Source organism: Rhodococcus rhodochrous (assembly GCF_014854695.1).
In the GTDB taxonomy this organism is placed as follows: domain Bacteria; phylum Actinomycetota; class Actinomycetes; order Mycobacteriales; family Mycobacteriaceae; genus Rhodococcus.
This window is the reverse complement of sequence record NZ_CP027557.1, coordinates 4,197,372-4,223,944: the sequence shown is the minus strand read 5'-3', so window position 1 is coordinate 4,223,944 and position 26,573 is coordinate 4,197,372. Positions and strand designations below refer to the sequence as shown.

Annotated in this window: 22 protein-coding genes; 13 read left to right on the top strand and 9 right to left on the bottom strand. The window is 68.8% G+C overall.

Annotated elements, in window-relative coordinates; translation table 11 throughout:
• The first annotated feature begins 34 nt into the window (after positions 1-34).
• Positions 35-892: an alpha/beta hydrolase family protein gene (locus C6Y44_RS19495; RefSeq protein WP_159417691.1), complete on the top strand. Its 858-nt coding sequence runs from the start codon at positions 35-37 to the stop codon at positions 890-892.
• On the opposite strand, the gene C6Y44_RS19490 is transcribed toward C6Y44_RS19495, so the two are convergent.
• The 4 genes from C6Y44_RS19490 to C6Y44_RS19475 are packed head-to-tail and all read right to left on the bottom strand — an operon-like array spanning position 878 to position 5,395.
• On the bottom strand, positions 878-2,707 hold the full coding sequence (locus tag C6Y44_RS19490) for a bifunctional sugar phosphate isomerase/epimerase/4-hydroxyphenylpyruvate dioxygenase family protein (protein WP_159417692.1): 1,830 nt from the start codon (positions 2,705-2,707) through the stop codon (positions 878-880). The two genes, C6Y44_RS19495 and C6Y44_RS19490, sit on opposite strands and share 15 nt — an antisense overlap.
• Positions 2,707-3,573 carry a shikimate dehydrogenase gene (locus C6Y44_RS19485; RefSeq protein WP_019291127.1) on the bottom strand — a complete coding sequence of 289 codons (867 nt, stop codon included), beginning with the start codon at positions 3,571-3,573 and terminating at the stop codon, positions 2,707-2,709. The genes C6Y44_RS19490 and C6Y44_RS19485 overlap by 1 nt, the downstream gene beginning before the upstream one ends.
• The gene (gene aroQ, locus C6Y44_RS19480; protein ID WP_159417693.1) at positions 3,570-4,040 is read right to left on the bottom strand and encodes a type II 3-dehydroquinate dehydratase; all 471 of its coding nucleotides are present in this window, start codon (positions 4,038-4,040) and stop codon (positions 3,570-3,572) included. Before aroQ ends, C6Y44_RS19485 begins: the two co-directional genes overlap by 4 nt.
• Positions 4,037-5,395, bottom strand: coding sequence for an MFS transporter (locus C6Y44_RS19475; RefSeq protein ID WP_159417694.1), 1,359 nt, complete (start codon positions 5,393-5,395; stop codon positions 4,037-4,039). The genes aroQ and C6Y44_RS19475 overlap by 4 nt, the downstream gene beginning before the upstream one ends.
• 100 nt (positions 5,396-5,495) lie before the next feature.
• Here C6Y44_RS19475 and C6Y44_RS19470 point away from each other — a divergent pair, with 100 nt between their 5' ends.
• On the top strand, positions 5,496-6,500 hold the full coding sequence (locus C6Y44_RS19470; protein WP_120280132.1) for a LacI family DNA-binding transcriptional regulator: 1,005 nt from the start codon (positions 5,496-5,498) through the stop codon (positions 6,498-6,500).
• Between the two features lie 52 nt (positions 6,501-6,552).
• Here C6Y44_RS19470 and C6Y44_RS19465 read toward each other — a convergent pair whose 3' ends face one another.
• Positions 6,553-8,571 (bottom strand): prolyl oligopeptidase family serine peptidase, encoded by a 2,019-nt coding sequence (locus C6Y44_RS19465; RefSeq protein WP_159417695.1) that lies wholly within the window; start codon positions 8,569-8,571, stop codon positions 6,553-6,555.
• On the opposite strand from C6Y44_RS19465, the gene C6Y44_RS19460 reads away from it, so the two are divergent.
• On the top strand, positions 8,570-9,904 hold the full coding sequence (locus C6Y44_RS19460; protein WP_159417696.1) for a wax ester/triacylglycerol synthase domain-containing protein: 1,335 nt from the start codon (positions 8,570-8,572) through the stop codon (positions 9,902-9,904). The two genes, C6Y44_RS19465 and C6Y44_RS19460, sit on opposite strands and share 2 nt — an antisense overlap.
• A 30-nt stretch (positions 9,905-9,934) precedes the next feature.
• Positions 9,935-10,780 (top strand): SDR family oxidoreductase, encoded by an 846-nt coding sequence (locus C6Y44_RS19455; RefSeq protein WP_159417697.1) that lies wholly within the window; start codon positions 9,935-9,937, stop codon positions 10,778-10,780.
• 37 nt (positions 10,781-10,817) lie between these two features.
• On the opposite strand, the gene C6Y44_RS19450 is transcribed toward C6Y44_RS19455, so the two are convergent.
• Entirely contained in the window at positions 10,818-11,108 is a 291-nt protein-coding gene (locus C6Y44_RS19450; protein WP_159417698.1) for a hypothetical protein, read from the bottom strand.
• 181 nt (positions 11,109-11,289) lie between these two features.
• On the opposite strand from C6Y44_RS19450, the gene C6Y44_RS19445 reads away from it, so the two are divergent.
• The 5 genes from C6Y44_RS19445 (at position 11,290) to lpdA (ending at position 16,404) form a co-directional block, all read left to right on the top strand.
• A complete protein-coding gene (locus tag C6Y44_RS19445; protein ID WP_174246997.1) occupies positions 11,290-12,198 on the top strand; it encodes an ABC transporter ATP-binding protein in 909 nt (302 codons plus the stop codon).
• Complete coding sequence (locus C6Y44_RS19440; RefSeq protein WP_159417699.1) at positions 12,195-12,995, top strand: ABC transporter permease; 801 nt, start codon at positions 12,195-12,197, stop codon at positions 12,993-12,995. The genes C6Y44_RS19445 and C6Y44_RS19440 overlap by 4 nt, the downstream gene beginning before the upstream one ends.
• Before the next feature lie 26 nt (positions 12,996-13,021).
• On the top strand, positions 13,022-14,257 hold the full coding sequence (locus C6Y44_RS19435; RefSeq protein ID WP_225623607.1) for a sensor histidine kinase: 1,236 nt from the start codon (positions 13,022-13,024) through the stop codon (positions 14,255-14,257).
• Positions 14,254-14,892, top strand: a complete 639-nt coding sequence (locus tag C6Y44_RS19430; RefSeq protein ID WP_192378512.1) for a response regulator — start codon at positions 14,254-14,256, stop codon at positions 14,890-14,892. Before C6Y44_RS19435 ends, C6Y44_RS19430 begins: the two co-directional genes overlap by 4 nt.
• Before the next feature lie 108 nt (positions 14,893-15,000).
• On the top strand, positions 15,001-16,404 hold the full coding sequence (gene lpdA / locus C6Y44_RS19425; RefSeq protein ID WP_059384716.1) for a dihydrolipoyl dehydrogenase: 1,404 nt from the start codon (positions 15,001-15,003) through the stop codon (positions 16,402-16,404).
• Positions 16,405-16,478: 74 nt separating this feature from the next.
• Here the strand turns inward: lpdA and C6Y44_RS19420 are convergent, their stop codons facing one another.
• Positions 16,479-17,156: a helix-turn-helix transcriptional regulator gene (locus C6Y44_RS19420; RefSeq protein ID WP_225623606.1), complete on the bottom strand. Its 678-nt coding sequence runs from the start codon at positions 17,154-17,156 to the stop codon at positions 16,479-16,481.
• A 180-nt stretch (positions 17,157-17,336) separates the two neighbouring features.
• On the opposite strand from C6Y44_RS19420, the gene C6Y44_RS19415 reads away from it, so the two are divergent.
• The 4 genes from C6Y44_RS19415 (at position 17,337) to C6Y44_RS19400 (ending at position 21,112) form a co-directional block, all read left to right on the top strand.
• On the top strand, positions 17,337-18,149 hold the full coding sequence (locus C6Y44_RS19415; RefSeq protein WP_174246998.1) for a class I SAM-dependent methyltransferase: 813 nt from the start codon (positions 17,337-17,339) through the stop codon (positions 18,147-18,149).
• Positions 18,149-18,481, top strand: coding sequence for a cupin domain-containing protein (locus tag C6Y44_RS19410; protein WP_159417702.1), 333 nt, complete (start codon positions 18,149-18,151; stop codon positions 18,479-18,481). The genes C6Y44_RS19415 and C6Y44_RS19410 overlap by 1 nt, the downstream gene beginning before the upstream one ends.
• Before the next feature lie 68 nt (positions 18,482-18,549).
• Positions 18,550-19,647 (top strand): ferredoxin reductase, encoded by a 1,098-nt coding sequence (locus C6Y44_RS19405; RefSeq protein ID WP_159417703.1) that lies wholly within the window; start codon positions 18,550-18,552, stop codon positions 19,645-19,647.
• Positions 19,648-19,675: 28 nt separating this feature from the next.
• Positions 19,676-21,112: a fatty acid desaturase family protein gene (locus tag C6Y44_RS19400; protein ID WP_159417704.1), complete on the top strand. Its 1,437-nt coding sequence runs from the start codon at positions 19,676-19,678 to the stop codon at positions 21,110-21,112.
• Positions 21,113-21,131: 19 nt separating this feature from the next.
• On the opposite strand, the gene atzF is transcribed toward C6Y44_RS19400, so the two are convergent.
• Positions 21,132-22,886 carry an allophanate hydrolase gene (gene atzF, locus C6Y44_RS19395; protein ID WP_225623605.1) on the bottom strand — a complete coding sequence of 585 codons (1,755 nt, stop codon included), beginning with the start codon at positions 22,884-22,886 and terminating at the stop codon, positions 21,132-21,134.
• Positions 22,886-26,527, bottom strand: a complete 3,642-nt coding sequence (uca, locus tag C6Y44_RS19390) for an urea carboxylase (RefSeq protein WP_159417705.1) — start codon at positions 26,525-26,527, stop codon at positions 22,886-22,888. Before uca ends, atzF begins: the two co-directional genes overlap by 1 nt.
• Positions 26,528-26,573 lie beyond the last annotated feature (46 nt).

The window sequence follows — 26,573 nt, the reverse complement described above, 5'->3', positions numbered from 1 at the left end:
ACCCGCCGCGTCCGGATCGGCCTAGTCTGGGCCGGTGGAGACCGTACCGATCCAGCTTCCCGGGGGCACCACGGCCCCGGTGCGCCTCTTCGCGGGACCCGACCACGAGCACGAGACACGTCGCGACGCCTCCCGCGTCGTCGTGGTGATCGTGCCGGGGCTCGGCATCCCGGCCGGTTACTACGAGCCGTTCGCGCAGGCGATCACCGAGCACGGATTCGACGCGGCGATCTGTGAACTGGCCGGCCAGGGCGACAGCCGTCCGAGGCCCGGACCCGACAGCACCTACGGCTACCACGAGATCGTCGCGACGCACTTCCCCGCTGTCTTCGAGGTGGTGCGGGAGCGCTTCCCCGACTCGACGCCGTACCTGCTCGGCCACTCCATGGGCGGCCAACTCGGGGTGCTCTACGCCGCACGCATCCGCGGCCGACTCGGCGGACTGATCCTCGTCGCCTCGGGCACGCCCTACTACCGCCACCACGCGGGCATCCGCGGACCGGGACTGTGGCTCGGGTCGACGGCGATGTCGCTGACCGCCGCGGTGGCCGGTTTCTGGCCCGGCGACCGCATCGACGTCGCCGGTTTCGGCCGGCAGTCGCGCGTGCTGATCTCCGACTGGGCGCGACTGGCCCGCACCGGCCGGTTCGAACCGGCCGGTGCGGACATCGACTACGAGGAACGGGTCGGGCGTCTCACGCTGCCCGTCCTGTCGATCACGATCGAAGACGACGACCTCACCCCGGTCGCGTCGGCGCAGCACCTGCTCGAGAAGCTGCCCTCCGCCGACGTCGCCCGGTGGCACAACCCGCGGGCACTGGGCCACAACGGATGGATCCGCGACAACGACGACACCGTAGCGACGATCGTGGCCTGGCTACGCGACCGCTGATCCTGCGCGGGCAGCAGCGGCGAGCCGGACGTGCGCGTTGGGGGAGCCGTATCCGGTGTAGCCGCCGCGCCGTTCGAGGAGTTCGACCTGGAAACCGCCCTGCACCGGGAGTGTGTAGGCGTGCAGGAATTCGCCGCCGTCGTCGTTGCGGTCGTAGAGCAGTCCGTTGTCCTGCAGGACGGTGAGCAGGTCGGGGTCGAGCACGAACCGCGCGTCGAGATCGGCGTAGTAGTTCGCGGGCGGCCGGAGGAACTCCACGCCGCGCGCACGTGCGTGCCGTACCGCGTCGACGACGTCGGCCGTGGCGAAGGCCAGCTGGGTCACGCCGTGCGGCTGTGGCGCAGCACCGGTCTCGGAGACGTTCAGCGCGACCCGCAGGTCACCCTTCTCCGCGCGCAGTGCGCGGATGCGCAGGCGGCCCTGCGGCTGGATGTACTCCTCGGGGTCCTCCGGCCGCAGTCCGAACAGAGTGCGGAAGAACGACAGCTCCTGGTTCAGATCGTCCGCCGCGACCGTCACGTCGACGTGGTCGAGACCGAGCCACCCCTCGTCGGCCACGGAAGTGCCCGCGGCATCGTCGGACACGAAGTCGTTGTGCCAGTCGTCGGGCTGCCCCGGCTCGGCGCTGACGAAGACGTGCAGTCCGGAGGGGGAGGTGATGCCCGGCAGGCCTGCTTCGCCCTCCCCTCGGGTGCGGTCGACCGCGGGCCACAGCAGGCTCGCGGCGCGTTCGGCCACCGCGGCGACGTCGGGGGCGACGAGACCCAGCGCGGTCGCGGCGGGGCCCGGCGCGGGCTCCTCGTTGAGGACGATGTTCGCGCCGCCGTTGCGCCACCACACGACGGGCTTGCTGCGGTGCCGGCCGGCGACGTGGAATCCGAGTCCGGTGAGCAGTGCCGGGTAATCGGAGCGGTCGGGGTCGGCGAATTCGACGAACGCCGCGTCGGTCCGCGCCGGAAGCGGCGGTGCGACCGTCACCTTCTCGCGTGCGGGTCCGGTGACCCGCGTACCGAGCCGGTCCTCGAGGAACAGCAGCGACCGCATCGCGTCGCGCGCGGTCACATGCGGATCCGCTTCGCGCACCACGTCGCTGAAGACCTCGAGCGAGAGCGGCCCGTCGTAGCCGGCGTCGAGCACGGCCGCGACCACCCCGGAGACGTCGAGCATGCCTTGCCCCGGGAAGCACCGGAAGTGGCGGCTCCATTCGAGGACGTTCATGTCGAGCACCGGGGCGTCGGCGACCTGCAGGAAGCCGATGCGTTCGCCGGGGATACCGGCCAGGGCGCGTCCGTCATCGCCGCGTGCGAGCATGTGGAAGGTGTCCACGGCCAGCGTCACGGCCGGGTGGTCGGCGCGTTCGACGAGATTCCACGCCTGCCCGACCCGGTTGACGTGACGTCCCCAGGCGAGGGCCTCGTAGGCGAAGGTGACCCCGTGCGAGGCGGCGAGATCACCGACGGCGCGCAACTGTTCGGCGGACAGTCCCGGATCGTCGATCGCGGTCGGCAGCGCGTTCGAGCACGCCAGGAAGGTCGTCGCGCCGAGCTCGTTCATCACCTCGAGCTTGCGGCGGACACGGTGCAGGACGTCGGGGAACCGCCGCGGGTCGACGCCCTCGATGTCGCGGATCGGCTGGAACAGGTCGATCGACAGACCGAGATCGGCGCAGCGCCTCGCCACCTCGGCGGGTGACAGCGGCGACGCGATCAGGTCGTTGTCGAAGATCTCGATCCCGTCGAATCCTGCAGCGGCGATCGCGTCGAGTTTGTCGGCGAGAACACCGGAGAGCGAGACGGTGGCGATTCCGCGGCGCATCAGCTGGTCAGCTCCTCGAAGTGTCGGACCATTCGTTCGGCGTCGGGTTCGACGCCCGTGAAGTACTCGAAGGCACCCACGGCCTGGAAGACGGCCATGCCGCCACCGGGTACCACGCGGCATCCGCGGGAGCGGGCGAGGTGGATCAGTTCGGTCTCGAGCGGGAAGTACACGACGTCGGAGACCCACAGGTCCTCGCGGACGAGCTCGGCGGGGACGGGCAGCCCGGGGTGGCCGGTCATGCCTGTGGGGGTCGCGTTGACCAGACCCTGCGCCGAGGCCAGCGCCCCGGCGAGATCGGTGGTCGCGCGGACCCGGTCGTCGCCGAAGCGCTTGGCCAGGCGGGTCGCGCAGGCCTGCGCCTTCTCGACGTCGACGTCGACGATGGACACGTGCGCGGAGCCCTGTTCGAGCAGCGCATACCCGACGGCCGAACCGGCACCGCCGGCCCCGACCAGCACGGCGCGGTCGGAGACGGCCTCGGGCAGCCGGCGGCGGAACGCACGTCCCCAGCCGGACCAGTCGGTATTGCGGCCGAGTGCGCGACCGTCGCGGAACACCACGGTGTTGACCGCGCCGAGATCGTGGGCGTCGTCGGACAACTCGTCGAGCAGGGGGATGACGACCTGCTTGAAGGGGTGCGTGATGTTGAGCCCGTCGAAGCCGAAACGCTGTGCCCAGTCGAGCATCTCGGCCAGGTTCTCGGCGCCGTAGCCGAGACGTTCGGCGTCGACGAGGCGGTAGGTCAGGTTCAGTCCCGAGGCGAAGCCTTCCCGTTCCTGCATGGCGGGGGTGAGCGAACCGCCGATCCCGGCGCCGAACAGGCCCAGCAGGAAGGACGTACGTGCGGGCGCTGCGGTGGTCATCGGGAGCTTTCCTTCTTCTCGGTATCGAGTGCGAGCGCGGCCAGGTGACGGACGGCGAAGTCGTATCCGTCGGGGCCGCATCCGGCGATCACGGCCTTCGCGACGGGAGCGACGAACGAGTGGTGCCGGAACTCCTCGCGGGCGTGGACGTTGGTCAGGTGCACTTCCACGATCGGTGCCGCGACGGTCACCAGCGCGTCGTGCAGTGCGACCGAGGTGTGCGTGTAGGCCGCGGCGTTGACCACGAAACCGGCCGCCGATTCGCGGAGTTCGTGGACGGCGTCGATGAGGGCGCCCTCGTGGTTGCTCTGCCGGAAGTCGATGTCGAAGCCCAGGTCGTCGGCGGTGCGGCGGCACGACTTCTCGATGTCCGCCAGCGTCGCGGTGCCGTAGAGATGAGGTTCACGCGTGCCGAGCAGGTTGAGATTGGGTCCGTTGAGGACGGCGATCGTCGGACGAACACTCACGATGCCGCTCCGGCGGGGACCGGCGCGGTGTTCCGATCGTGGGGGAGCAGGCCGATCTCACGGGTGGGGATCTTGTGGGTTCCGGACGGTCCGGTGGCCACCGCGATCAGCGAGATGGCGACGGCGCCGACGCAGAACAGGGCCACGCGGTACCAGTTGTCGGCGTTGCCGTCCATGAGCGACCCGGCGATGGCCGGGGTGAAGCCGGCGAGCGCGAAGCCGAACTGGGTGCCGATCGCCATGCCCGACAGGCGGACGCTGGTGGGGAAGTACTCGGCGTAGGTGGCGGGCCACACCGCGTTCGGCATGCTGTAGATCACGCCGGCGAGCAGGATGCCGGTGACGAGCACGAGCGGCACGTCGCCCCGGGAGATCGACCACAGGAAGGCCGTCACCATGACGGCGCTGCCGATCAGGCCGGTGACGAAGACCGGCTTGCGGCCGATGCGGTCGGACAGCAGGGCCCACATGGGGATGGTGCCCACGGCGATGATGTTGGCGACGATCGCCAGCCACAGCATCGTGGTGTCGCTGATGCCGATGCCGTACTCGTCGGCCGTGGCGAAGTTGAGGGCGAACACCTGGAAGGCCGTGTTGACCATGGCGATGAAGGCTGCGAAGAAGACGCGCAGGACGCCGGTCCAGTGGTGGCGGAAGAGCACGGCGAGCGGTGCCTTGGGTGCCTCGTCGTGCGCCTTCTCGGCGTGGAACTCGGGCGTCTCGTCGAGGCTGCGGCGGATGAGGAAACCGACCAGCACGATCACGGCGCTGATCCAGAAGGGCACACGCCAGCCCCACGACTGCAGCTGCTCCTCGGACAGGAGAGCGATCACGGGCAGGAACATCAGCGGTGCGAGCACCTGCCCGCCCTGCGTGCCGCTCAGCGTCCAGCTGGTGAAGAAGCCGCGTCTGTCGTCGGGGGCGTGTTCGAACGACATGGAATTCGCGCCGGCCTGCTCACCCGCGGCCGACAGGCCCTGGAGCAGTCGCAGAGTGACCAGCAGGATCGGCGCGAGCATGCCGACCTGCCCGTAGGTCGGCAGGCAGCCGATGAGGAAGGTCGAGACACCCATGAGCAGCAGCGTGCCCACGAGGATCAGTTTGCGGCCGAAACGGTCGCCGATGTGCCCCATCAGGATGGAACCGAAGGGGCGGGCGACGTAGGCGACGCCGAAGGTTGCGAGCGACGCGACGGTCGCGACCGCCTGGTTGCCCTCCGGAAAGAAGATCTTCGGGAAGACGAGCGCGGCGGCGGTGCCGTAGATCGCAAGGTCGTAGTACTCCAGTGCGCTGCCGCTCCACGCGGCGAGGGCCGCCTTGCGGGGCGTGCGCTGCACGGTGGTGTTTTCAGTCATCGGATGCCTCGGGGGTGGGTCTTCAGTATCGGATACAGGGACGGTAGGGGTGTGGCGCAGCCCACGGCAATCGTTTGCCATTTTTTGCCATACTGTCCGTATGTCGGCCTCCCCGCGTTCCCGGAAACGCGCCACCATCACCGATGTGGCCCGCGAGGCAGGGGTCGCGGCGTCGACGGTCTCGCGGACCTTCACCAACCCCGGTCGTGTCAACGTCGCCACCCGCGACCACATCCTCGAAGTCGCCGACCGGCTCGGCTATGCACCCAACCCCGCCGCCCGCGCCCTCGAATCGGGACGCACCAACACGTTGGCGCTGCTCGTCCCCGACATCACCAACCCCTTCTTCTCGGGCGTGATCAAAGGGGCCGAACGTGCCGCCGTCGCCTCCGGCCGGACCCTCGTCCTCGCCGACACCCAGGAGAGCGCGACCACCGAAGCGCACATCATCCGGCGGCTGGGGCCGGCCGTCGACGGTTTCGTCCTGGCGGCCGCCCGCATGCCCGACGACGAACTGCGGCGCGTCGCCGAACTCGACGCCGTGACCCTGGTGAATCGCGCGATCCGCGGAATCTCCTGCGTCGTCGCCGATTACGAGACGGGAACGCGGCAGATCGTCGACCACCTCGCGTCGCTCGGGCACCGCTCGTTGCTGTTCCTCGGCGGTCCGCCCGAGTCGTGGTCGGGAGCGCGACGCTGGGCCGGTCTGCAGGCCGCGGCGCAGGCCCACGGCATCGCGGTGCGTCGCTTCGGCCCCTACTCGCCGACGCTCGGTGGCGGTGCCGCCGCGGCCGACGCCGCCGTGGCCGCCGGTGCCACCGCGGTGGTGTGCCACAACGACATGCTCGCCATCGGCGTGCTGCGCCGGATGCGGGAACGCGGGGTGTCCGTGCCGGAGCACGTGAGTGTGGTCGGCTTCGACAACATCTTCGGCTCCGACCTGTGCCAGCCGTCGCTCACCACGCTCGCCGAACGCACCGAGGACGCCGGGGCGCGCGCCATCGAGATGCTCGCCCGGCAGGCCTACGAGCGGGTCGCGGTGGCCGACGAACTCGTACTCCCGACGCAGCTCGTCGTCCGCGAGTCCACCGGACCGGCGAGATGAGGGAGGTTGTGTGCGTGTTTCTCGACGAAAACGCACACGACCTCCCCGAAGTTCACCGGTTCGCGAGCTTGTCGGCCAGGAAGGTGAACGTCAGCGCCGACTTGAACGCTGCCTGGGCGTTGTCCGCCGCGCCGCCGTGGCCGCCCTCGATGTTCTCGTAGTACCGGACCTCGTGACCCTGCTCCTCGAGCCGCGCCACCATCTTCCGCGCATGGCCGGGATGCACCCGGTCGTCGCGCGTCGACGTGGTGACGAGGATCGGCGGATAGTCGGCGTCCGGGTCGGTGTTCTGGTACGGCGAGTACTTCGACAGGAACTCCCACTCCGCGGGGTTGTCGGGGTCGCCGTACTCGGCCATCCACGACGCACCGGCGAGCAGCAGGTGGTAGCGCTTCATGTCGAGCAGCGGCACCTGGCACACGATCGCCCCGAACAGTTCGGGATAGCGGGTGAGCATCACGCCCATGAGCAGACCGCCGTTGCTGCCGCCCTGGGTGCCGAGCTGCTCGGCCGTGGTGATCCCACGGGCGACGAGATCCTTCGCGACCGCGGCGAAGTCCTCGAAGACCTTGTGCCGGTTCTCCTTCAGGGCCTGCGTGTGCCAGGTGGGTCCGTACTCGCCGCCACCACGGATGTTCGCGATGACGTAGGTGTAGCCCTTCCCGAGCCATGCCCGCCCGACGCCGCCGCTGTAGGCGGGCACCATCGAGTTCTCGAATCCGCCGTATCCGTACAGCAGTGTGGGCGACGGGGTTCCGGTGTTGCTGCCGACCACGAAATAGGGCACCTGCGTGCCGTCGTCGGACGTCGCGAAGAACTGCTCGACGGTGATGCCCTCGGCGTCGAAGAACGACGGGGCCTGCTTGATCGCCTCCACCGGGCCGCCGACCGTCCCCGACAGCAGGGTCGCGGGGATCGTGAAACCGCTGGAGTTGAGGAAGAAGTCGTCGCTGTTGAGCGGATCGACGTCGATGATCGAAGTCGACGTGGCATCGGGGATGCCGGGCAGCTCCTCGTCCGACCAGCCGTCCTCACCCGGCGTGAGCACCCGCACGCGGGTCTGCACATCGCGCAGTGTGACGACGAGCAGGTGATTCTGCGTCCACGCGTACTGCTCGAGCGAGGTGTGCTCGTCCGGGGCGAACAGCACCGTCACCTCGCGCGACCCGGCGAGGAAGGCCGGATAGTTCGCGGCGAGCAGGGTGCCGGCGGGATGGCCGAGCCATTCGGAGCGGGTGCGCACGAGCAGGTGATCGCGGTACACGCTCACCCGTGCGTCGTCGGGAACGTCGAGCTCGACGAGTTCGCCGTCCGCGGTGAGTTCGAAACGCTGCGCCCGGTAGAAGTCGATCGCGCGGTCGACGAAGCTGCGTTCGTAGCCGGGAGTGTTGTCGTACCAGGCGGAGACGGCGACATCGGTGCGCTCACCTTCGAAGACCGTCTCGGCCTCCTCGATCGGAGTGCCGCGCCGCCACTTCTTCGCGAGTCGCGGATAACCCGAGTCCGTGAGCGATCCGTCGCCGAAATCGCTTCCCACATAGACGGTGTCGGCGTCGATCCACCCGATGTCCGTTTTCGCCTCGGGCAGTTCGAAACTGTCCGGGCCCGAGACGAATCGACGCTCGACGAGGTCGAACTCGCGGATCACGCTCGCGTCGGCACCACCGCGCGACAGGCTGATGAGCGCGCGGGTCTGATCGGGCCGCAGCACCTGGGCACCCGACCACACCCAGTTCTCGCCCTCCTCCTCGGCGACGGCGTCGAGGTCGACGAGGACGTCCCATTCGGGTTCGTCGCGCAGGTACTGCTCCATCGTCGTGCGACGCCACAGACCGCGCACGTGCTCGGCGTCCCGCCAGTAGTTGTAGAGGTACTCACCCCGCCGACGCGCATAGGGGATGCGGGCGTCGGTGTCGAGGATCTCGCGGATGCGGGATTCGAGGTCGGTGAAGTTCTCGGTGCGGGTGTACTCCTCGACCGTTCGGTCGTTCCGGGCACGCACCCAGTCGAGTTGTTCCTCGCCGGTGACGTCCTCGAGCCACAGGTACGGATCGGTCGTGTCGTCGCTCATGATCCATTCATACCCGCCCCGCACGTACCTCGGGCGGCAGGCAGACTGTGACCTCGTGCAGATCCATCCGTCGGACGCGCGCCGGGAATGGCTCGGCGACCGCATCCCGGGCGACCTGTTCGCCCTCTACTGTTTCGACGCCCCCGCGACTCCGGTCGCCGACGTGCTCGACGAACTGCGGTCGCGGGCCACGGTGATGGGGGAGCTGCAGGTACGGATGGTCGAGGTACCCGCGGGCCTCGACTATCCCTACTGGGCAGCGCACACCCCTGCAGAAGACCGGTTCGTCGTCCACGGATCCGGCAGCTACGAACAGATGCTCGACACGCTGTCCGAGCTCGTCGCGACCCGCGTCGACGTCACCGTCTCGCCGTGGCGACTGCACGTCTTCCCGCAGGTCACGGGTGCTCCACGCGGGGACGGTCCCGCGCTCGTCGTCGTCCTGCAGATGTCGCACGCCTTCGCCGACGGGGTGCGCACCTCGGCGCTCGCCCGCGACCTGCTGTCGGGCACCGCGACTCCCACGACACCGCCGCGTGCCCCTTCGCCCGTCGGGATGCTCGCTCGAGCCGTCCTGCGGCTGCCGTTCTCGATCCCGCGGGTGATCGCCGACGGACGACGGGCCGTGGAGGCGCAGCGTCGGCTGGCCGATCCGTCGGTCCCGCAACCGACACCGGGGAGGCCGCTGGTCGCCGTGAACACTGCGCCCGGACCGCGCCGGACGGTGCGCACACTCGTGTTCGACGCAGCGGACCTGCGCCGCGTCGGTACGGTCACCGTCGGCGCGCTCACCGCGATCGGCGCTGCCCTGTCGGAATTCCTCGGCGTCGACGAACTGTCCGCAGAGGTGCCGGTCGCGGTGGCGCCGGGCACGGCCCGCAACAGCTACCGCAATGTCGGCGTCGACCTGCACTGCGCGATCCGCGACCCGCACGAGCGTGCCGCGGCGATCGCCGCGGACCTGGCGTTGCAGCGGATCCGCGCGCGGCACCCCGCCATGGCGATCCGGGCCCGCACCGACGACCACGTCCCGGCGCCGCTGCTGCGATTCGGTACCGACCGCCTCGATCTGTCCGCCGTCCCACCCACCGTCACGGGCAACACCGTCGTGTCGAGCGTCGACCGCGGGCCGGCAGACCTCGAACTCGGCGGTGGACGGGTGCGGTTCACCTCCGGCTTCCCCGGCCTGTCACCCGTGCAGGCACTCACCCACGGCGTGCACGGGATCGGCGACACCGTGACCCTGTCGGTGACGACCTCCCCGGACGTCCTCGACGCGGCAGGTCTCGCTCGGTACGTCGCCCTGCTGCACGAGGCGGTCGCCTCGCTGTAACGTGCCCCGAATCCAACGATGGAGGGGCACATGGCGGTATATGCGGTGACGGGTGCCGCGTCGGGAATGGGTCGGGCGAGCGCGGAGCGGTTGCGGGCCGCCGGGCACACGGTGATCGGCATCGACCTGAAGGACACCGAGGTCACGGCGGACCTGTCCACCCCGGAGGGCCGTTCCCACGCCGTCCGGGCCACGCTCGAGCTGGCAGGCAGCCGTCTCGACGGTGCCGTGCTCGCCGCGGGCCTGGGCCCCACCCCCGGCAAGGAGAAGATCATCGCCCAGGTCAACGTGCGCGGCGTGATCGACCTGCTCGTCGGCTGGCGAGCGGCTCTGGCCGCCTCCGCGAACAGCAAGGTGGTGGTGTTCGGGTCCAATTCGACGACCACGACTCCCGGCGTGCCGAACTCGGCGGTGAAGGCCTTCCTCGCCGGCGACCTGGACAAGGGCGTCGCGCGCACCACGCGCATCCCGCAGGCGGGTCCGCCGTTCACCTACGCGGCGTCGAAGATCGCCGTGACCCGATGGGCGCGACGCGCCGCGGTCACCCCCCAGTGGGCGGGTGCCGGCATCCGCCTCAACATCCTCGCGCCCGGAGCGATCTCCACCCCGCTGCTCGACGCGCAACTCGAGAGCCCGCTCAAGAAGGCGGTGGAGAGCTTCCCCGTTCCGCTCGGGGGCTTCGGGAAGCCCGAGGAGATCGCGCAGTGGGTCGAATTCATGCTGTCGCCGGCAGCGGACTTCATGACGGGCAGCGTCGTGGTGGTCGACGGCGGGACCGAGGCGTACTTCCGTCCCGACGACTGGCCGGTGCGGGTCCCGTTCCGGTCGATCCCGCGTTACCTGCTCGGTATGCGCAGGTTCGGGCGCCGCAAGTGAGGGTCCGCGCAGTGCGGACCCTCACCGGGCTCCCGTATCAGGCGAAGCAGTCGCCGAATCCGTAGATCGCGTCGAACGCGCTGGTGGGCAATACATCCACTGCGTTCACGCGGTAGGACGGGTACGAGTTCTGCATCAGGTCGCGCACGAACCGCAGGACGTGGATCGCGTCGACGGCGTCGACGGTGATCGTGAGCTGGGCGCGACCGTTGTCGCTGCGCCCCACCGCCCCGTGGTGCGGGACGATCGGTTCGATGAGGTCGACCGTCTCGTCGTCGGTCAGGCGATCGAGGTCGGCGTCGAGTTCGATCATCGCGTTGTATTCCATGTGTGTTCTCCCGTGTCGAACACCCGAGCGGCCTCGCGCCGCGCGGGTAGGCCTCGACGGGAAACACGCACGGCGACATCATGCCCGACCCGGACGACCCTCGCCATCATCCGATCGGGGGACATCCGATAGCGACGGTCGGAGGATGTGCGCGACCGGTACTCCGCGCGACGCTCGATGCATGCCGATCGTCGAAGTGAACAATCTGCACAAGTCCTACGGAGGTCGCGCCGTCGTGGACGGCGTGAGCTTCGAAGTCCACGAAGGTGAGATATTCGGGATCCTCGGCCCGAACGGGGCCGGGAAGACGACCTCCGTCGAACACATCTCGGGTCTTCGAAAACCCGACGAGGGCACCGTCCGCGTCGCCGGCCTCGACCCGGTCCGCGACCACCGGGCCGTCACCGAACTGCTCGGCACGCAGCTGCAGCAGAGCGAGCTGCAACCGAAACTGACCGTGCGCGAGGCGCTCCGGCTGTACGCGGCCTTCTACGCCCGGCCCGCGGACGGTGATGCGCTTGCCGAACGCCTCGGCCTGGGCCGCATGCTCGACACCCGGTTCACGAAACTGTCCGGGGGCCAGAAACAGCGGTTGTTCATCGCACTGGCACTCATCGGTTCACCGCGCGTCGTCGTCCTCGACGAGCTCACCACCGGACTCGACCCGCGTGGACGCCGTGACACCTGGGAACTGATCGAGGAAGTGCGCGATTCCGGCGTCACCGTCCTGCTCGTCACCCATTTCATGGAAGAGGCGCAGCGCCTCTGCGACCGTGTCGCGGTCTTCGATTCCGGGCGCATCCGTGCACTGGGGACCCCGGCCCAGCTGATCGGGCAATCGTCCGCAGCGATCGTCGTCTCGTTCCACCCGTCCGGTCCGCTCGACCAGGCGCTCCTCGAGGCCCTGCCCGGCGTCGTCTCCGTGCACACCACCCGGGAGCGGGTGGCCGTCGAAGGCAGCGAGGAGTCGATCCACGCGGTACTCGCCCTGTTGGGACGCCTCGGCGTCACGGCCGAACGCCTCCGCATCGCCGAAGCGACCCTCGACGATGCCTACCTCGATCTCACCGACAGCAGGAGCACGTCATGACCGACCCGACCGTCCGCACCCGGCTCGTCGAGACATCGACGACGAGCGCCCCGGCGCTGTCCGCCTCGACCGCCGTTCTGCGTACCGAGGCACGATTGTTCACACGGGAACCCGGGGCGCTCTTCTGGATCCTCGTCTTCCCCACGCTGTTGCTCGTGATCCTCGGCATGATTCCCGGTTTCCGGGAACCGGATCCGGAGTTCGGTGGTCTGCGGGTGATCGATCTGTACGTCCCCGTGGCGATCCTTGTGGCGATGATCGTGGCCGGTGTCCAGACGATGCCCGCGGTGCTGTCGTCGTATCGCGAACGGGGCATCCTCCGCAGGCTCGCCGTGACCCCGGCGAATCCGTCGCACCTGCTGACCGCACAGATCGTGGTGCACGCGATCGCGGTCCTGGCGTCGGTGGTCCTCGCGCTGATCGTCGGTCGGGCGGCCTTCGGAGTCGCCTTCCCCGCCCAGCCCTGGGGATACGCATTCGCGGTACTCGTCACTCTCGCTGCGGCACTGAGCGCGGGAGCGACACTGGCTGCGGTGGCACCGTCGGTGCGGATCGCCCAGACGCTGGGCACGATCGTGTTCTTCCCGCTGATGTTCAGTGCGGGCGTGTGGCTTCCGGTGCAGGCGATGCCCGAGCTGCTGCGGAGGATCGTGGAGCTGACACCCTTCGGTGCCGCAGCGCAACTGCTCGACGAGACCGCCGCGGGCGACTGGCCGAATCTCGGTGGGATCGCGGTCGTGGTGTGCTGGACCGTCGTCCTGACCGGCGTGGCGATCCGGTGGTTCCGTTGGCAGTGACCGCGTCGACCGTCATCCTGGAAGCCATGACGGATTCGACGACCACCGACGATCCGTGGCAACGGACCTACAGATGGGCGCCGGTGGGGATGCTCGCCACCGGCACCGTCCTGTCCGTCGGCACCGCGACGTTGTTGATGAGTTCCGCCGAGCGGTACACGGCAGCGGTGCTCACCGCGGTGGCGGTGGGTCTGGAACTGTGGCGGGGCCGTCGCCGTCGGTCGATGCCGGAGGGCGACGCGGTCTACTACCTCCTCCGGTCCGCCTTGGCGTTCGTCCTGAGCTGGCTCAACCCGTTCTTTGCGATCTACGCGGCCTCCGGTTACTTCGATGCCCACGCGATGCTGCCGGACCGCTGGATCCGGTTCGGGCTGCTCGTCACCGCCGTGACGGTGGCGGGTTCGCAGGCGGGCGGTCTGCCACCGGAGGACACGACCATGTGGATCGCGTTCGGGCTCCTCGTCGTGCTCAACGCGTCGATCTCCATGCTGATGATGAGGCTCGCCGAACGCGACGAGCAACGCAGTCTCGAACGGCTGGCTGCGATCGCCGAACTCGAACGCACCAACGTGCAACTCGAGAACGCGCTGTCCGAGAACGAGGCTCTGCACGCGCAGCTGCTGGTCCACGCCCGGGAAGCGGGGATCGACGACGAGCGTCGCCGACTCGCCGCGGAGATCCACGACACCCTCGCCCAAGGCCTGGCCGGGATCGTCACGCAGCTGCAGGCCGCGCAGGACACCACCGACCCGGAGGCGGCGCGGCGCCACGTCGAGAGGGCGACGGACCTCGCCCGACGCAGCCTCGGCGACGCCCGTCGTTCGGTGCGCAATCTCGCTCCCGAGGTACTCGAACACCGCACGCTCGACGACGCGCTCGCCCACGAGGTGGCGAAATGGTCCACCGAACACGGAATCCGAGCCGATCTCACGGTCACGGGTTCCTCGGAACCGCTGCACGACGACATCGGGGTGACGTTGTTCCGGATCACCCAGGAGGCGCTCGCGAACGTCGCGAAGCATTCCTCGGCGTGCCGCGCGGGTGTCACGGTGTCGTACATGGACGACGAGGTGAGTGTGGACATCCGGGACGACGGGTGCGGGTTCGACCCGACCGTGAACGCGGGCGACGGATTCGGGTTGCGGGGCATGCAATCCCGTGCCGACCGGATCGCCGGTGTCGTGGACGTCGAGTCCGAACCGGGAGTGGGGACCGCAGTCTCGGTGCGGGTGCCGCTGATCAGGGTGGGGAGGGTGTCGTGAGGGGAGGGGGCGAGATCACCGTGCTGATCGTCGACGATCACCCCGTCGTGCGGGACGGCCTGCGCGGGATGTTCTCGGCCTCCCCGGAATTCGACGTGGTCGGGGAGGCCGCCTCCGGTCCGGAGGCCGTGGCGCTCACGCTCGAACTCGATCCCGATGTGGTGCTCATGGACCTGCGGATGCCGGGAGGCGGGGGAGTGCAGGCGATCACCGAGCTCGTCACACGAGGTGCGCGCAGTCACGTCCTGGTGCTGACGACCTACGACACGGATGCCGACACCGTTCCCGCGATCGAGGCCGGCGCGACCGGCTACCTGCTCAAGGACGCTCTGCGCGACGACCTGTTCGCCGGGGTGCGGGCCGCGGCGGAGGGGCGGGCGGTGTTGTCGCCGGTGGTCGCGTCGCGGTTGATGAACCGCATGCGGACACCCACCGTCCCGCAGACGCTCAGCGCCCGGGAGCGTGAGGTGCTGGCGCTCGTCGCGAAGGGCACCTCGAACCGGGCCATCGCCCAGGAACTGTTCGTCAGCGAGGCGACCGTGAAGACCCACCTGGCCCACGTCTTCGCGAAGCTCGAGGTGAAGGACAGGGCAGCGGCGGTCGCAGCCGCCTACGACCGGGGGATCCTGGGTTAGCCGAACGCCGTGCGCCGATACACGGCCGATCACCGGATCCGGTAGCTACCGGCCGGTAACCGGACCATCGGCAGACACCGGAATCGGGCGGGACTACCCTGTATATCCGTGACCTCACACTATGACGTCGTTGTCCTCGGAGCCGGTCCCGGTGGGTACGTCGCTGCTATCCGCGCGGCACAGCTGGGACTGAGCACCGCCATCATCGAGCAGAAGTACTGGGGTGGTGTCTGCCTGAACGTCGGCTGCATCCCCTCGAAGGCGCTTCTCCGCAACGCCGAGCTGGCACATCTCTTCAACAAAGAGGCCAAGACCTTCGGCATCTCGGGAGACGTGTCCTTCGACTTCGGTGCCGCCTACGACCGCAGCCGCAAGGTCGCGGACGGGCGCACCAAGGGCGTGCACTTCCTCATGAAGAAGAACAAGATCACCGAATACGACGGTAAGGGCTCGTTTGTCGACGCCAAGACCATCGAGGTGGCCCTCACCAAGGGCGGCACCGAACAGGTGACCTTCGACAACGTCATCATCGCCACCGGTTCCGTCACCAAGCTGCTGCCGGGCACCGAGCTCAGTGACAACGTCGTCACCTACGAGGAGCAGATCCTCACCCGCGATCTTCCCGAATCCATCGTCATCGTCGGTGCCGGTGCCATCGGCATGGAGTTCGGCTACGTCCTGAAGAACTACGGGGTCGACGTCACCATCGTCGAGTTCCTCGACCGCGCACTGCCCAACGAGGACGCCGACGTCTCCAAGGAGATCGCCAAGGCGTACAAGAAGCTCGGCATCACCATCAAGACCGGTGCCGCCGTGCAGAAGATCTCGGACGACGGCTCGAAGGTGACCGTCGAGATCAAGGACAACAAGTCCGGCAACGTCGAGACCGTCACGGTCGACAAGGTGCTGCAGTCGGTCGGCTTCGCGCCGCGCGTCGAGGGCTACGGCCTCGAGAACACCGGCGTCGAGCTCACCGACCGCGGTGCCATCGCGATCGACGAGCGCATGCGCACCAACGTCAAGGGCATCTACGCCATCGGCGATGTCACCGCGAAGCTGCAGCTCGCGCACGTCGCGGAGGCGCAGGCCGTGGTCGCGGCCGAGACCATCGGCGGTGCCGAGACCCTCGAACTCGGCGACTACCGCATGATGCCGCGCGCGACCTTCTGCCAGCCGCAGGTCGCCTCCTTCGGTCTCACCGAGGAGCAGGCGAAGGCCGAGGGCTACGACGTGAAGGTCGCGACCTTCCCGTTCACCGCCAACGGCAAGGCGCACGGTCTGGGCGATCCCAACGGCTTCGTCAAGCTCATCGCCGACAAGACCCACGGTGAGCTCATCGGCGGCCACCTCATCGGCCCCGACGTCTCGGAGCTGCTGCCCGAGCTGACCCTGGCCCAGAAGTGGGACCTCACGGTCAACGAGCTCGCGCGCAACGTCCACACGCACCCCACTCTCAGCGAGGCGCTGCAGGAGGCCATTCACGGTCTCGCAGGACACATGATCAACTTCTGAGGATGCGGGGCCGACCCGAGGCCCCGCGTTCACCCTTCTTCCGTGTGGGCGGATCCCCGCTCGGATGTACCGGCTCAGCCCGTGACGACCCGACCGTCGTCGCGGGCTGACGTCGTTCCGCCCTTCTCCGGGCGCAGCACCAGCTGAACGAGACAGTTACCGTCCTGCGGGTCGGGCCGGACGTCGACGGCGTAGCGGCTGCGCAGCAGGTCGGCGTGGTCGTCGAGGACGCGCTGGATCAATCCGCGCTGGATGCCGCGCACCACTTCGGGATTCGTGCGGGCGATCTCCGCGAGCGGGCACGTGCACAGCGTGAGGCTGTGGGTGCCGAAGGCGTTCGTCGCGCTCTGCGTCTCGAAACCCAACTGCTGCAGAGCGCCGATGACGAGCGTGCCGGCGTCGACGGTCGGTGCGGGTGCCAAGGCGAGCATGCCCGCCCAGTCCGAGCCCACCTCGAACGCCTTGTCCTCGCGCTCGCTCGGGGTGCCCCCGATCCGCGCGGCGAGCAGCGCGACGAGATCGGTGTAGGACGGTTCCTTCACCGCGACGTAGCCGAGGCGAGGGCGCCCGACCCGCTCGGCCGGAAGTTGCCGGGTGCGGACGAGACCTTCTTCCTCGAGGCCTGCGAGATGGAAGCGGACGGTCGTGACGTGCAGGTCGAGCGTGGCGGCGAGGTGATGGGCGTCGACCGGGCCCGAGGACTCCCGCAACAGTCCGAGAATCCGCTCGCGTTGCTTCACCCGCCGTGCCAAGTCCGCTCTCCCGTCGCGCCCGCGGTGACTCTCAGGTGAGGGTCACCTTATTAAAAGGAGGAAAATCCTCTATAGTCGGCGCCATGGAGGCGACGACCGACTCACCGTCCACGTTACGGCCGTCACGGAAGAGCCTCGGAACCGTGGCCACCCTTGCCCTCGCGAGAAGGAGTGCAGAACATGGCGGACAAGCATGCGTCGGAAGACGCTCTGCCCCTTTCGGATAGGGACACCGCCCACCTGCCGGGACACTGGCTGCTCGCCCGCTTGGGCAAGCGTGTGCTGCGGCCCGGCGGCAAGGAACTGACGGCACGCGTGCTCGCCGACGCGCGATTGCACGGCGCGGACGTCGTCGAGTTCGCGCCCGGCCTCGGCCGGACGGCGCAGGAGATCCTCGCGTACTCGCCCGGCAGCTACATCGGCGTCGAATCCGACGAGACGGCAGCCGAACTGACGCGCAAGGCCATCGCCGGTGGCGGCAGGGTGGTCAGCGGCGAGGCGTCGAAGACCGGACTCGACGACGAGGTCGCCGACGTCGTGGTCGGCGAGGCGATGCTCACCATGCAGACCGACAGACACAAGGTGGAGATCGTGCAGGAGGCCCGCCGGGTGCTCCGGGCAGGCGGCCGGTACGCCATCCACGAACTTGCGATCGAACCCGACGAGGTCGACGACGAGGTCGAGACCGAGATCCGCAAGTCGCTCGCGCGCTCGATCAAGGTCAACGCCCGCCCACTCACGGTGGCGGAATGGCGGAGCCTGTTCGAGAAGAACGGATTCGAGGTCGAGAAGATCGGTTTCGCCCCCATGGCGCTGCTCGAACCCAAGCGCATCCTCGCCGACGAGGGCCTGCCCGGCACGTTGAAGTTCGTCCGCAACGTCCTTCGCGACTCCGACGCCCGCAGGCGGGTGCTCCGGATGCGGTCGACGTTCACGAAGTACAAGAAGCATCTGGTCGCGATCGAAATCGTCGCCACGAAGAAGGAAGCGTGATGAGTACACAGCAGGTCGAGGGCAAGCTCACCCGTATCGAGGGGCTCGCGGAGCTCAACGCGGGTGAGGGGAGCGGGCCGCGCATCGAGAAGCTCGCGGCGGTCACCGGTGCCACCGTGGTACGTCTGTCCTTCCTCGCCGGGCAGACGATGGACGACCACAAGGCCGGCGCTCCGATCCTCGTGCAGGCCGTCACCGGGGACATCTCGTTCAGCACCGCCGACGAGACCGTGTCGCTCGTGCCGGGTACCGCCGTCCACGTCGATGCCGGCATCGTGCACCGTCTCGTCGCGAACGCCGATTCCGTGGTGCAGCTGACGATCCTGCGCTGAGCTGTCACCGATCCCACATCGGCGACGAATGCGCACGTGAGGTGTGCGCGCCCGCGTAGTGTTGCGCCATGGCGGAACGCGGCGCTCGCCCACACGTGCACCCGGTTCGGAGATGGTTGCTGCGCACGGTGCGGCACCTGTTCACACCTCTGCGGCCCGACGACTATCTCGAGATGATCAACCCGCTCTGGACGACCCGCGAACTGCGCGGCCGTGTGGAGCGGGTCGTCCCCGAGGGTGGCGACGCCGCATCGGTGCTCATCCGTCCGGCCTACGAGTGGCGCGGACACGAGCCGGGCCAGTACGTGCGGCTCGGGGTGATCATCGACGGGGTCTACCACTGGCGGGCGTACTCGCTCACCTCCGATCCCGATCCGGTCGACGGGCTCATCAGCGTCACACCCAAACTCGTCGAGAACGGCGTGGTCTCGCCGTACCTGGTCCGCAAACTCGAGCCCGGCGACATCGTCCGCCTCGGTGAGGTCGAGGGCGTGTTCACCCTGCCCGACCCGCTGCCCGCGAAAATGCTGTTCATCAGCGCGGGCAGCGGGATCACGCCGATCATGAGCATGCTGCGCAGCCTCGACCACCGCGACCGCATCGACGACGTCGTCGTCGTGCATTCCGCCCACACCGAGGACGAGGTGATCTTCGGCTCGACCCTGCGCGACCTCGACGATCGGCATCCCGGACTGCGTCTCGAGCTGTGGCTCAGCGGCGACCGCGGCCGCATCACCCCCGCCGACCTGGACGATCTGTGCCCCGACTGGCGCGAACGCGACGCCTTCTGCTCGGGTCCGCGCGACCTGCTCGACGCCCTCGAAGAACACTGGGACGAACACGGTGATCCCGAAAGATTCCACCTCGAACGTTTCCAGCCGATCATCGGTGGGAATGCCGGGAGCGGCGAGGGCGGCACCATCCACTTCCTCGACAGCGAGAAAGAGGTGGAGTGCGACGGGGGAACACCCATCCTGGTCGCAGGCGAGAACGCCGGCCTGAAGTTGCCGTACGGCTGCCGTATCGGCATCTGCCACACGTGTGTCGGAACGCTGAAATCCGGGCAACTCCGGGACCTGCGGACCGACGAGGTGAGCGAGCCCACCGGGGCTGCGGTGCGTACCTGCATCCACACCGCGGAGGGCGACATCGAAATAGAACTGTGAAGCAACCGGCTTCGAAGCAGGGGGCGTCGTGACGAGAAGCATCGACAGGACCGATACCGGGACGCGGGAACCACAGAGCCCGCTCGCGCATCTGAGCGACGACGATCTCGAGCAGATCGCCAAGGAATTCGACGCCATCCACGACGAGGTGTACTCGAGTCTCGGCGACAAGGACCGGCAGTACATCAAGAACGTCATCGCCGCGCAGCGTCAGCTGGTCGTCGCGGGGCGGGTATTGCTCTTCGCGTCGTCGTACAAGCCCGCATGGGTGGCCGGGACGGCCTGTCTCGGAGTGGCGAAGATCCTCGAGAACATGGAGATCGGCCACAACGTCATGCACGGCCAGTGGGACTGGATGAACGATCCGGACATCCACTCGTCGGTGTGGGACTGGGACACCGCCTCCACCGCGGAAGCGTGGAAGCACTCGCACAACTACATCCACCACACGTTCACGAACATCCGCGGTCTCGACAAGGATCTCGGCTACGAGATCATGCGGATCGACCCGCACCAGAAGTGGCACCCCGTCTATCTGGCGCAACCTCTCTACAACGCGCTGCTCACCGTGCTCTTCGAATGGGGTGTGGCGCTGCACGACCTCGATCTCGAGGCGTTGTGGGCCGGCGAGAAGTCGACCGGTCAGGTGATCGAGGAGCTGAAGGGCATCTTCGGCAAGGCCCGCGCGCAGTTCGTCAAGGACTACGTCGGCTGGCCGCTGGTGAGCGCCGCGCTGTTCGGTCTCGCGCAGGTCGCGCTGCAGGGCCGGTTGCCCCAGCCGAAGACCTCGCGTCTGGGTCGACGACTGCGAGCGATGAGCAAGGGGCCGATGGGCAAGGGCCGGTCCGGAAAGTTCCGGACCGCAGCCCATCTCGCCGACCGGTATCTGCCCGGCGTCGAGAAGACCTTCCTCGCGACGGTTCTCGCCGACATCACGGCCAATATCATCCGCAACGTGTGGGCGCACGCGATCATCTTCTGCGGGCACTTCCCCGACCAGACCTACACCTTCTCGAAGAAGGAGGTCGAGAACGAGTCGCGCGGAGGATGGTACGTGCGGCAGCTCGTCGGCGCCGCGAACATCGAAGGCACCCCGCTGTTCCACATCCTCAGCGGCAATCTCGGATACCAGGTGGAGCACCACCTGTTCCCCGACATGCCGAGCACCCGTTACGCGGAGGTCGCGCCGAAGGTCAAGGACATCTGCGAGCGCTACGAACTGCCCTACAACTCGGGCAGACTGGGCAAGCAATGGTTCATGGTGCACCGCACCATCGCCCGGCTCGCGTTCCCGGGCGGCAAGCCCCGTCCGAAGCCCGGACCGTATCGTCGTTCGCAGGACCCCACCGGCGGTCTCGTTCCCAGTGAGGCCGCACGGTTCCGCGACCGCCTGCCGGCGGACCATCCCGACGCCGGACCGGAACACGAGGGCGGCGGCGTGAAGGTCGATCCGCCACCCCGCTGATCACTCCGGAGCCTCGGAGTCAGGACGCCCGGTAGGCCTTCCAGCCGCCGAACTCGGTGATGTCCACCGCGTCGGCGGCTGCGTCCTGCGTGCACCCGAAGCCGACGACCCACCGTCCGTCCGCCAGTTCGACACTCGTCAACGTCATCGGGGCGGGCAGCGCAGCGAGGAACCGGCCCAGACCGGCCTCCGACAACCGGAACAGCTCACCGACGATCGCGGCGCCCTCGCCCGGTGCGTGACGCACCAGTCCCGGCTTCGGCGGCGTCGTGTTCAACGCGGCGAGGCGGTACGCGTCGGAGGTGTACACCTCCTCGACGAAACGCGCCCCGAGTTCCTCGAGCTGGAAGTGCAGCGGCTGACCGCTCAGGTGTGCTCCGAAGACCGCAAGTTCGACGCCGGACTCGACGACGCGCGGCGCATCCACACCGTTCAGCGCGGCCGCGACGTCCACGGCTACCTGGTCGCCGAAGGCCGGGACCACGACCATGACCCCGAACGGCTCGCCGGCCGCCGTGGGCGCGCCCGGAACGGCCACCGCCGCCATGTCCAGCAGGTTGCAGAAGTTCGTGTAGGTGCCCATCCGACGATTGATGGCGACCGGATCGGCCTGCACTGCGGCGATCGTCGGATGTTCCGTCGTCGTCGGGAGCAGCAACCCGTCGAACCCGGCGAGCAGTTCACTCGCGAACGCCTTCACGTGGGTGAGGGTGTCGAGGTCCTCGACGAGTTCGTAGGCGGCGGGCTTCTTCGCCCCGGCGACGATCGCGGCGACGGTGGGATCTGCGCCCGACGGTGCGGTCGACAGGAACTCGCCGACGGCCGCGTAACGCTGGGCCACGACGGCACCGTCGTACAGGAGCAGGGCCGCGTCGAGCAGCGGTGAGACATCCACTTCCGCGATCTCGATGCCGGACTCGCGTGCCGCGGCCACCGTGCGGGTGAAGGCGTCGCGGTATTCCTCGCACAGCGCCTCGAGGTCCTCGGCGCGCGGCACCGCGACGCGCAGGGTGTTCGGCGCGGCGAGTCGCACATCCGCGGGCCAGGTCCGGCTACGCGGGTCGCGGGGTTCGGGTCCGGCCATGATTCGGACGGCGGTCGCCGCCAGGTCCAGCGACGTGGCGAAGACCGTGAGGCAGTCGTAGTCGACGCAGGCCGGGACCACACCGTGCGCCGGGATCACGCCGAGAGTGGCCTTGATGCCGACGATCCCGTGTAGCGCGGCGGGGACGCGTCCCGAACCGGCCGTGTCGGTGCCCAGTCCGATGTCGGCGATGCCGAGCGCCACCGCGGCTGCCGAACCGGAACTCGAACCGCCCGAGACCTTCTCGGGATTCCACGCGCACCGCACCGCCCCGTAGGGGCTGCGGGTGCCGACGAGGCCGGTGGCGAACTGGTCGAGATTGGTCTTGCCCAGCACGACGGCGCCGGCGGCGACCAGACGCTCGACACCCGAAGCGGTTTCCTCCGGGACGTACGCGAACTCGGGACATGCCGCGGTGGTGGGGATTCCTGCGACGTCCACGTTGTCCTTGACCGCCACGACCAGACCGGCGAGAGGAAGCGACTCACCGGCGGCGACCCGCGCGTCCACGGCGGCGGCGTCGGCGAGGAGATCGTCGGCGCTGCGCAGCGTGATCCACACCTCGGGTCGGTCCACCTCGTCGATGCGGCCCAGTGCGGCACGAACGCGATCGGTGGCGGACACCCTCACCGAGGGGGCGGGCGCCGTGAATCCGACACCCGGGTTGTCGAGGGTACTGCCGATGCTCATCAGACTGCTCCGATCACGAGAAGGGGGGTCCCGGGTGCAACCTTCGTGCCCGGGCTCACGAGAACTTTCAGGACCGTGCCGGTGGTCTTCGACGGCACGGGCATCTCGAGCTTCATCGCCTCGAGGATCACCGCGGTGTCCCCGGCGGCGACGGTGTCGCCCTCGGCGACCTCCACGCGCCACACGTTGCCGACCATCGGCGCCTCGACGACGACGGCGCCGGGCGGCATCCCGTCGAGGGGGTCACCGACGGTGGACACCTCGATCGGTTCGCTGTCGACGCGGTCGAACTCTCCGGCCTCGAGCCAGGCCTGCTTCTCCGAGTCGAACGCGCGGGACTGCGCGGCATGGAAGGCGTCGATGGAGTCGACGTTGTCCTCGAGGAAACGCAGGTGGTCGGCGAGAGCGAAGATGCCGTCGGAGATGTCGGCGTCGAACCGGCCCGCCTTCGCCGCGGCCCGGTGCTCGAGCAACTGCTCGGGCGTCACCGCCTCCCAGACGATGCGGTCGAAGAACCGGAACAACCACGGCTTTTCCTCCTCGAACGGCCCCGTCTGCCGGTAGCCCGACCAGATGGGTATCGTCCGTCCGACCAGCTGGTATCCACCGGGCGATTCCATGCCGTAGACGCACAGGTACTTGCCGCCGATGCCCACCGCGTCGGACGGCGTCCACGTGCGGGCCGGGTTGTATTTCGTCGTGACCAGCCGGTGCCGCGGATCGAGCGGAACGGCCAGGGGCGCACCGAGATAGACGTCGCCGAGACCGAGGACCAGATATTCGGCGTCGAAGACGGTGTCGCGGACCTGCTCGACCGAGTCGAAACCGTTGATGCGCCGGATGAACTCGGTGTTCGACGGGAGCCAGGGCGCCTCGTCGCGCACCCCGCTGCGGTAGCGCGAGATGGCCTCCGCGATGGACGGGTCGTCGAACGACAGCGGCAAGCGGACGGTGCGGCTCGGCACCACCAGATCGCGCGTCGCGGGCAGTTCCGTCTCGAGATCCTGCAGCACCCCGAGCAGGCGGTACTGCGGCAGCACGCCGGGATCGAAGTGGATGTGCAGCGAACGCACCCCGGGTGTGACGTCGACGATGCCGGGCAGACGCGTGGCGGCCAGCGCCTCCGACAGTGCGTGCACCCGCATACGCAGACCGAGATCGAGCACCATATCGCCGTATTCGACGAGGATGTTGTCGTCGCCGCCGCGCAGGTACACGACCTCGGGATGGTCCAGGAACGGCTCGATGCGACCGAGGCGCCCACCATCGGGTGCGCTCTGCCGGGCGACCGGCGGGAGGTCGGCGCCGCGGGCCGCACTGTTGCGCAGTTCGACGGCCCCCTCGTCGGTGACCGGCACGAACCGCAGCGAGTCGCCGGGGCGGATCTGGCCGAGCTTCCAGCGGTGGCCGGAGACCACGGTGAGCGGGCACGCGAAACCACCGAGACTCGGACCGTCCGGGCCGAGCAGGATCGGGGTGTCGCCGGAGACGTTGAGCGCGCCGACGCTGTACGGATTGTCGTGCAGGTTCGACGGGTGCAGACCGGCGTCGCCACCGTCGGTGCGCGACCAGGTGGGCTTCGGGCCGTCGAGCCGGATGCCGGTGCGGTTGGCGTGCGTCTGCACCGTCCACGTCGCGTCGTAGAACTGCTGCAGGTCGTCGGCGGTGAAGTAGGCCGGGGCCGGCTGCGGGCCCTCGGTCACCGCGAGATGCCAGGTGTGTCCGAAGGCGGGGCGGATCCCGGTGGGGACCGCCGCCGGATCGGTGAGTGTCTCGCCGGACGCGAGACCGAGCACGTCGCCGGTCGCGAGCGCCCTGCCGGTCGGCCCACCGAAGCCGCCGAGCGTGAACGTCGATGCGCTGCCGTGATAGAGCGGCACGTCGAGTCCGCCGCGGACCGCGACATAGGTGCGCAGACCGGCGTCGACGGGGGCGGCGACCTCGAGAACGGAGCCGGCCGGGACCTCGACGGGCTCCCACATCGGCACCGGCACACCGTCGACGGTGACCTCGGTGGGGGCGCCCGTGACACACACGATCGTCGGATCGGAGAACTCGAGGCGCGGGCCGAGCAGGGTGCATTCGAGACCGGGTGCGCCCTCGGGGTTGCCGACGGCGACGTTCGCGGCGCGGAAGGAGAGATCGTCCATCGGGCCGGACGGCGGAATCCCGACCTCCCACAGTCCGATCCGCCCCGGGAAGTCCTGGACGGTCGTCATCGTGCCGGCGCGCAGCACGTCGATGCGACGTCCGGCAGGGTGGATGTCCGCCAGCGTCGTGGTGACATGCTCCGCGTCGAGAACCGTTGCCTCGGAGCAGATCCTGCGCAACTGTGACAGGTTCGTCTGCACGCCGTGGATCCGGGTGTCGTCGAGTGCCTCCGCCAACCCGGCGAATGCTGTACGCCGCGACTCGCCGCGCACGATCACCTTCGCGAGCATCGGGTCGTAGAAGGTGCCGACCTCGGTGCCCGTGTCCACCCACGTCTCGATGCGGGTGTGGGCGGGGAACTCGACGTGGGTGAGCAGACCCGCGCTCGGCCGGTGATCGCGTCCCGGATCCTCGGCGTACACACGGGCTTCCACGGCGTGCGCGGTGATCTCGGGTCCGGAATCGGGCACGCCGTCGAGCATGCTGTCGTCGCCGCGCGCGAGACGCAGCATCCACTCGACGAGGTCGACGCCCGTGACCTCCTCGGTGACCGGATGCTCGACCTGCAGTCGGGTGTTCATCTCGAGGAAGGACACCTCGCCGCGGTCGACGTCGTAGACGAATTCGACCGTGCCCGCCGATCGGTACCGCACCGACGACGCGAGAGCGCGTGAGCACGAGAGCATCTGCTCGACGATGTGGTCGGGGAGGTTCGGCGCGGGCGCTTCCTCGACGACCTTCTGGTTCCGGCGCTGCAACGAGCAGTCGCGGGTGCCGAGGCTGATCGTCCGGCCGTGCCCGTCGCCGAAGACCTGCACCTCCACGTGCCGGGCGCGGGGGACGAACCGTTCGAGGAAGACACCGGAGGACGAGAAGTTCGCCGTGGCGAGCCGGATGACGCGTTCGTACGCCCCACGCAGGTCGTCGGCGCTGTGGCAGGCCTGCATCCCGATACCGCCGCCCCCGCCGACGGCCTTGAGCATCACGGGATAGCCGATGTCCTCGGCCGCGGCGAGCGCGTCGTCGAGCGAATCGAGCAGGCCGCTACCGGGGACGAGGGGCGCGCCCACCGCACGGGCGGCCTCACGGGCGGTGTGCTTGTCGCCGAAGACGCGCAGCTGGTCGGGGGTCGGCCCGACGAAGGCGATTCCGGCCGCTTCGCAGGCAGCGGCAAATTCGGCGTTCTCCGAGAGGAACCCGTAGCCGGGGTGGATCGCTCCCGCACCGGTGGCCAGGGCCGCCTCGACGACGAGATCGGCCCGCAGGTAGGACTCGGCTGCGGGAGCCGGGCCGAGCCGGACCGCGATGTCGGCGAGTTCGACATGTGCGGCCGCTGCGTCGGCGTCCGAGTAGACCGCAACAGTCTTCAGACCCAGCTTGTGCGCGGACCGCATGATGCGGCACGCGATCTCGCCGCGGTTGGCGACCAGCAGGGTGTCGAAGGCGAAGGTCGAGGGGACCGACGCTTCTGTATACGTCTTTGTGGACATGGCTGTATACGCTATGGACCAGCAATGACGCCGCTGTGACGTTGTG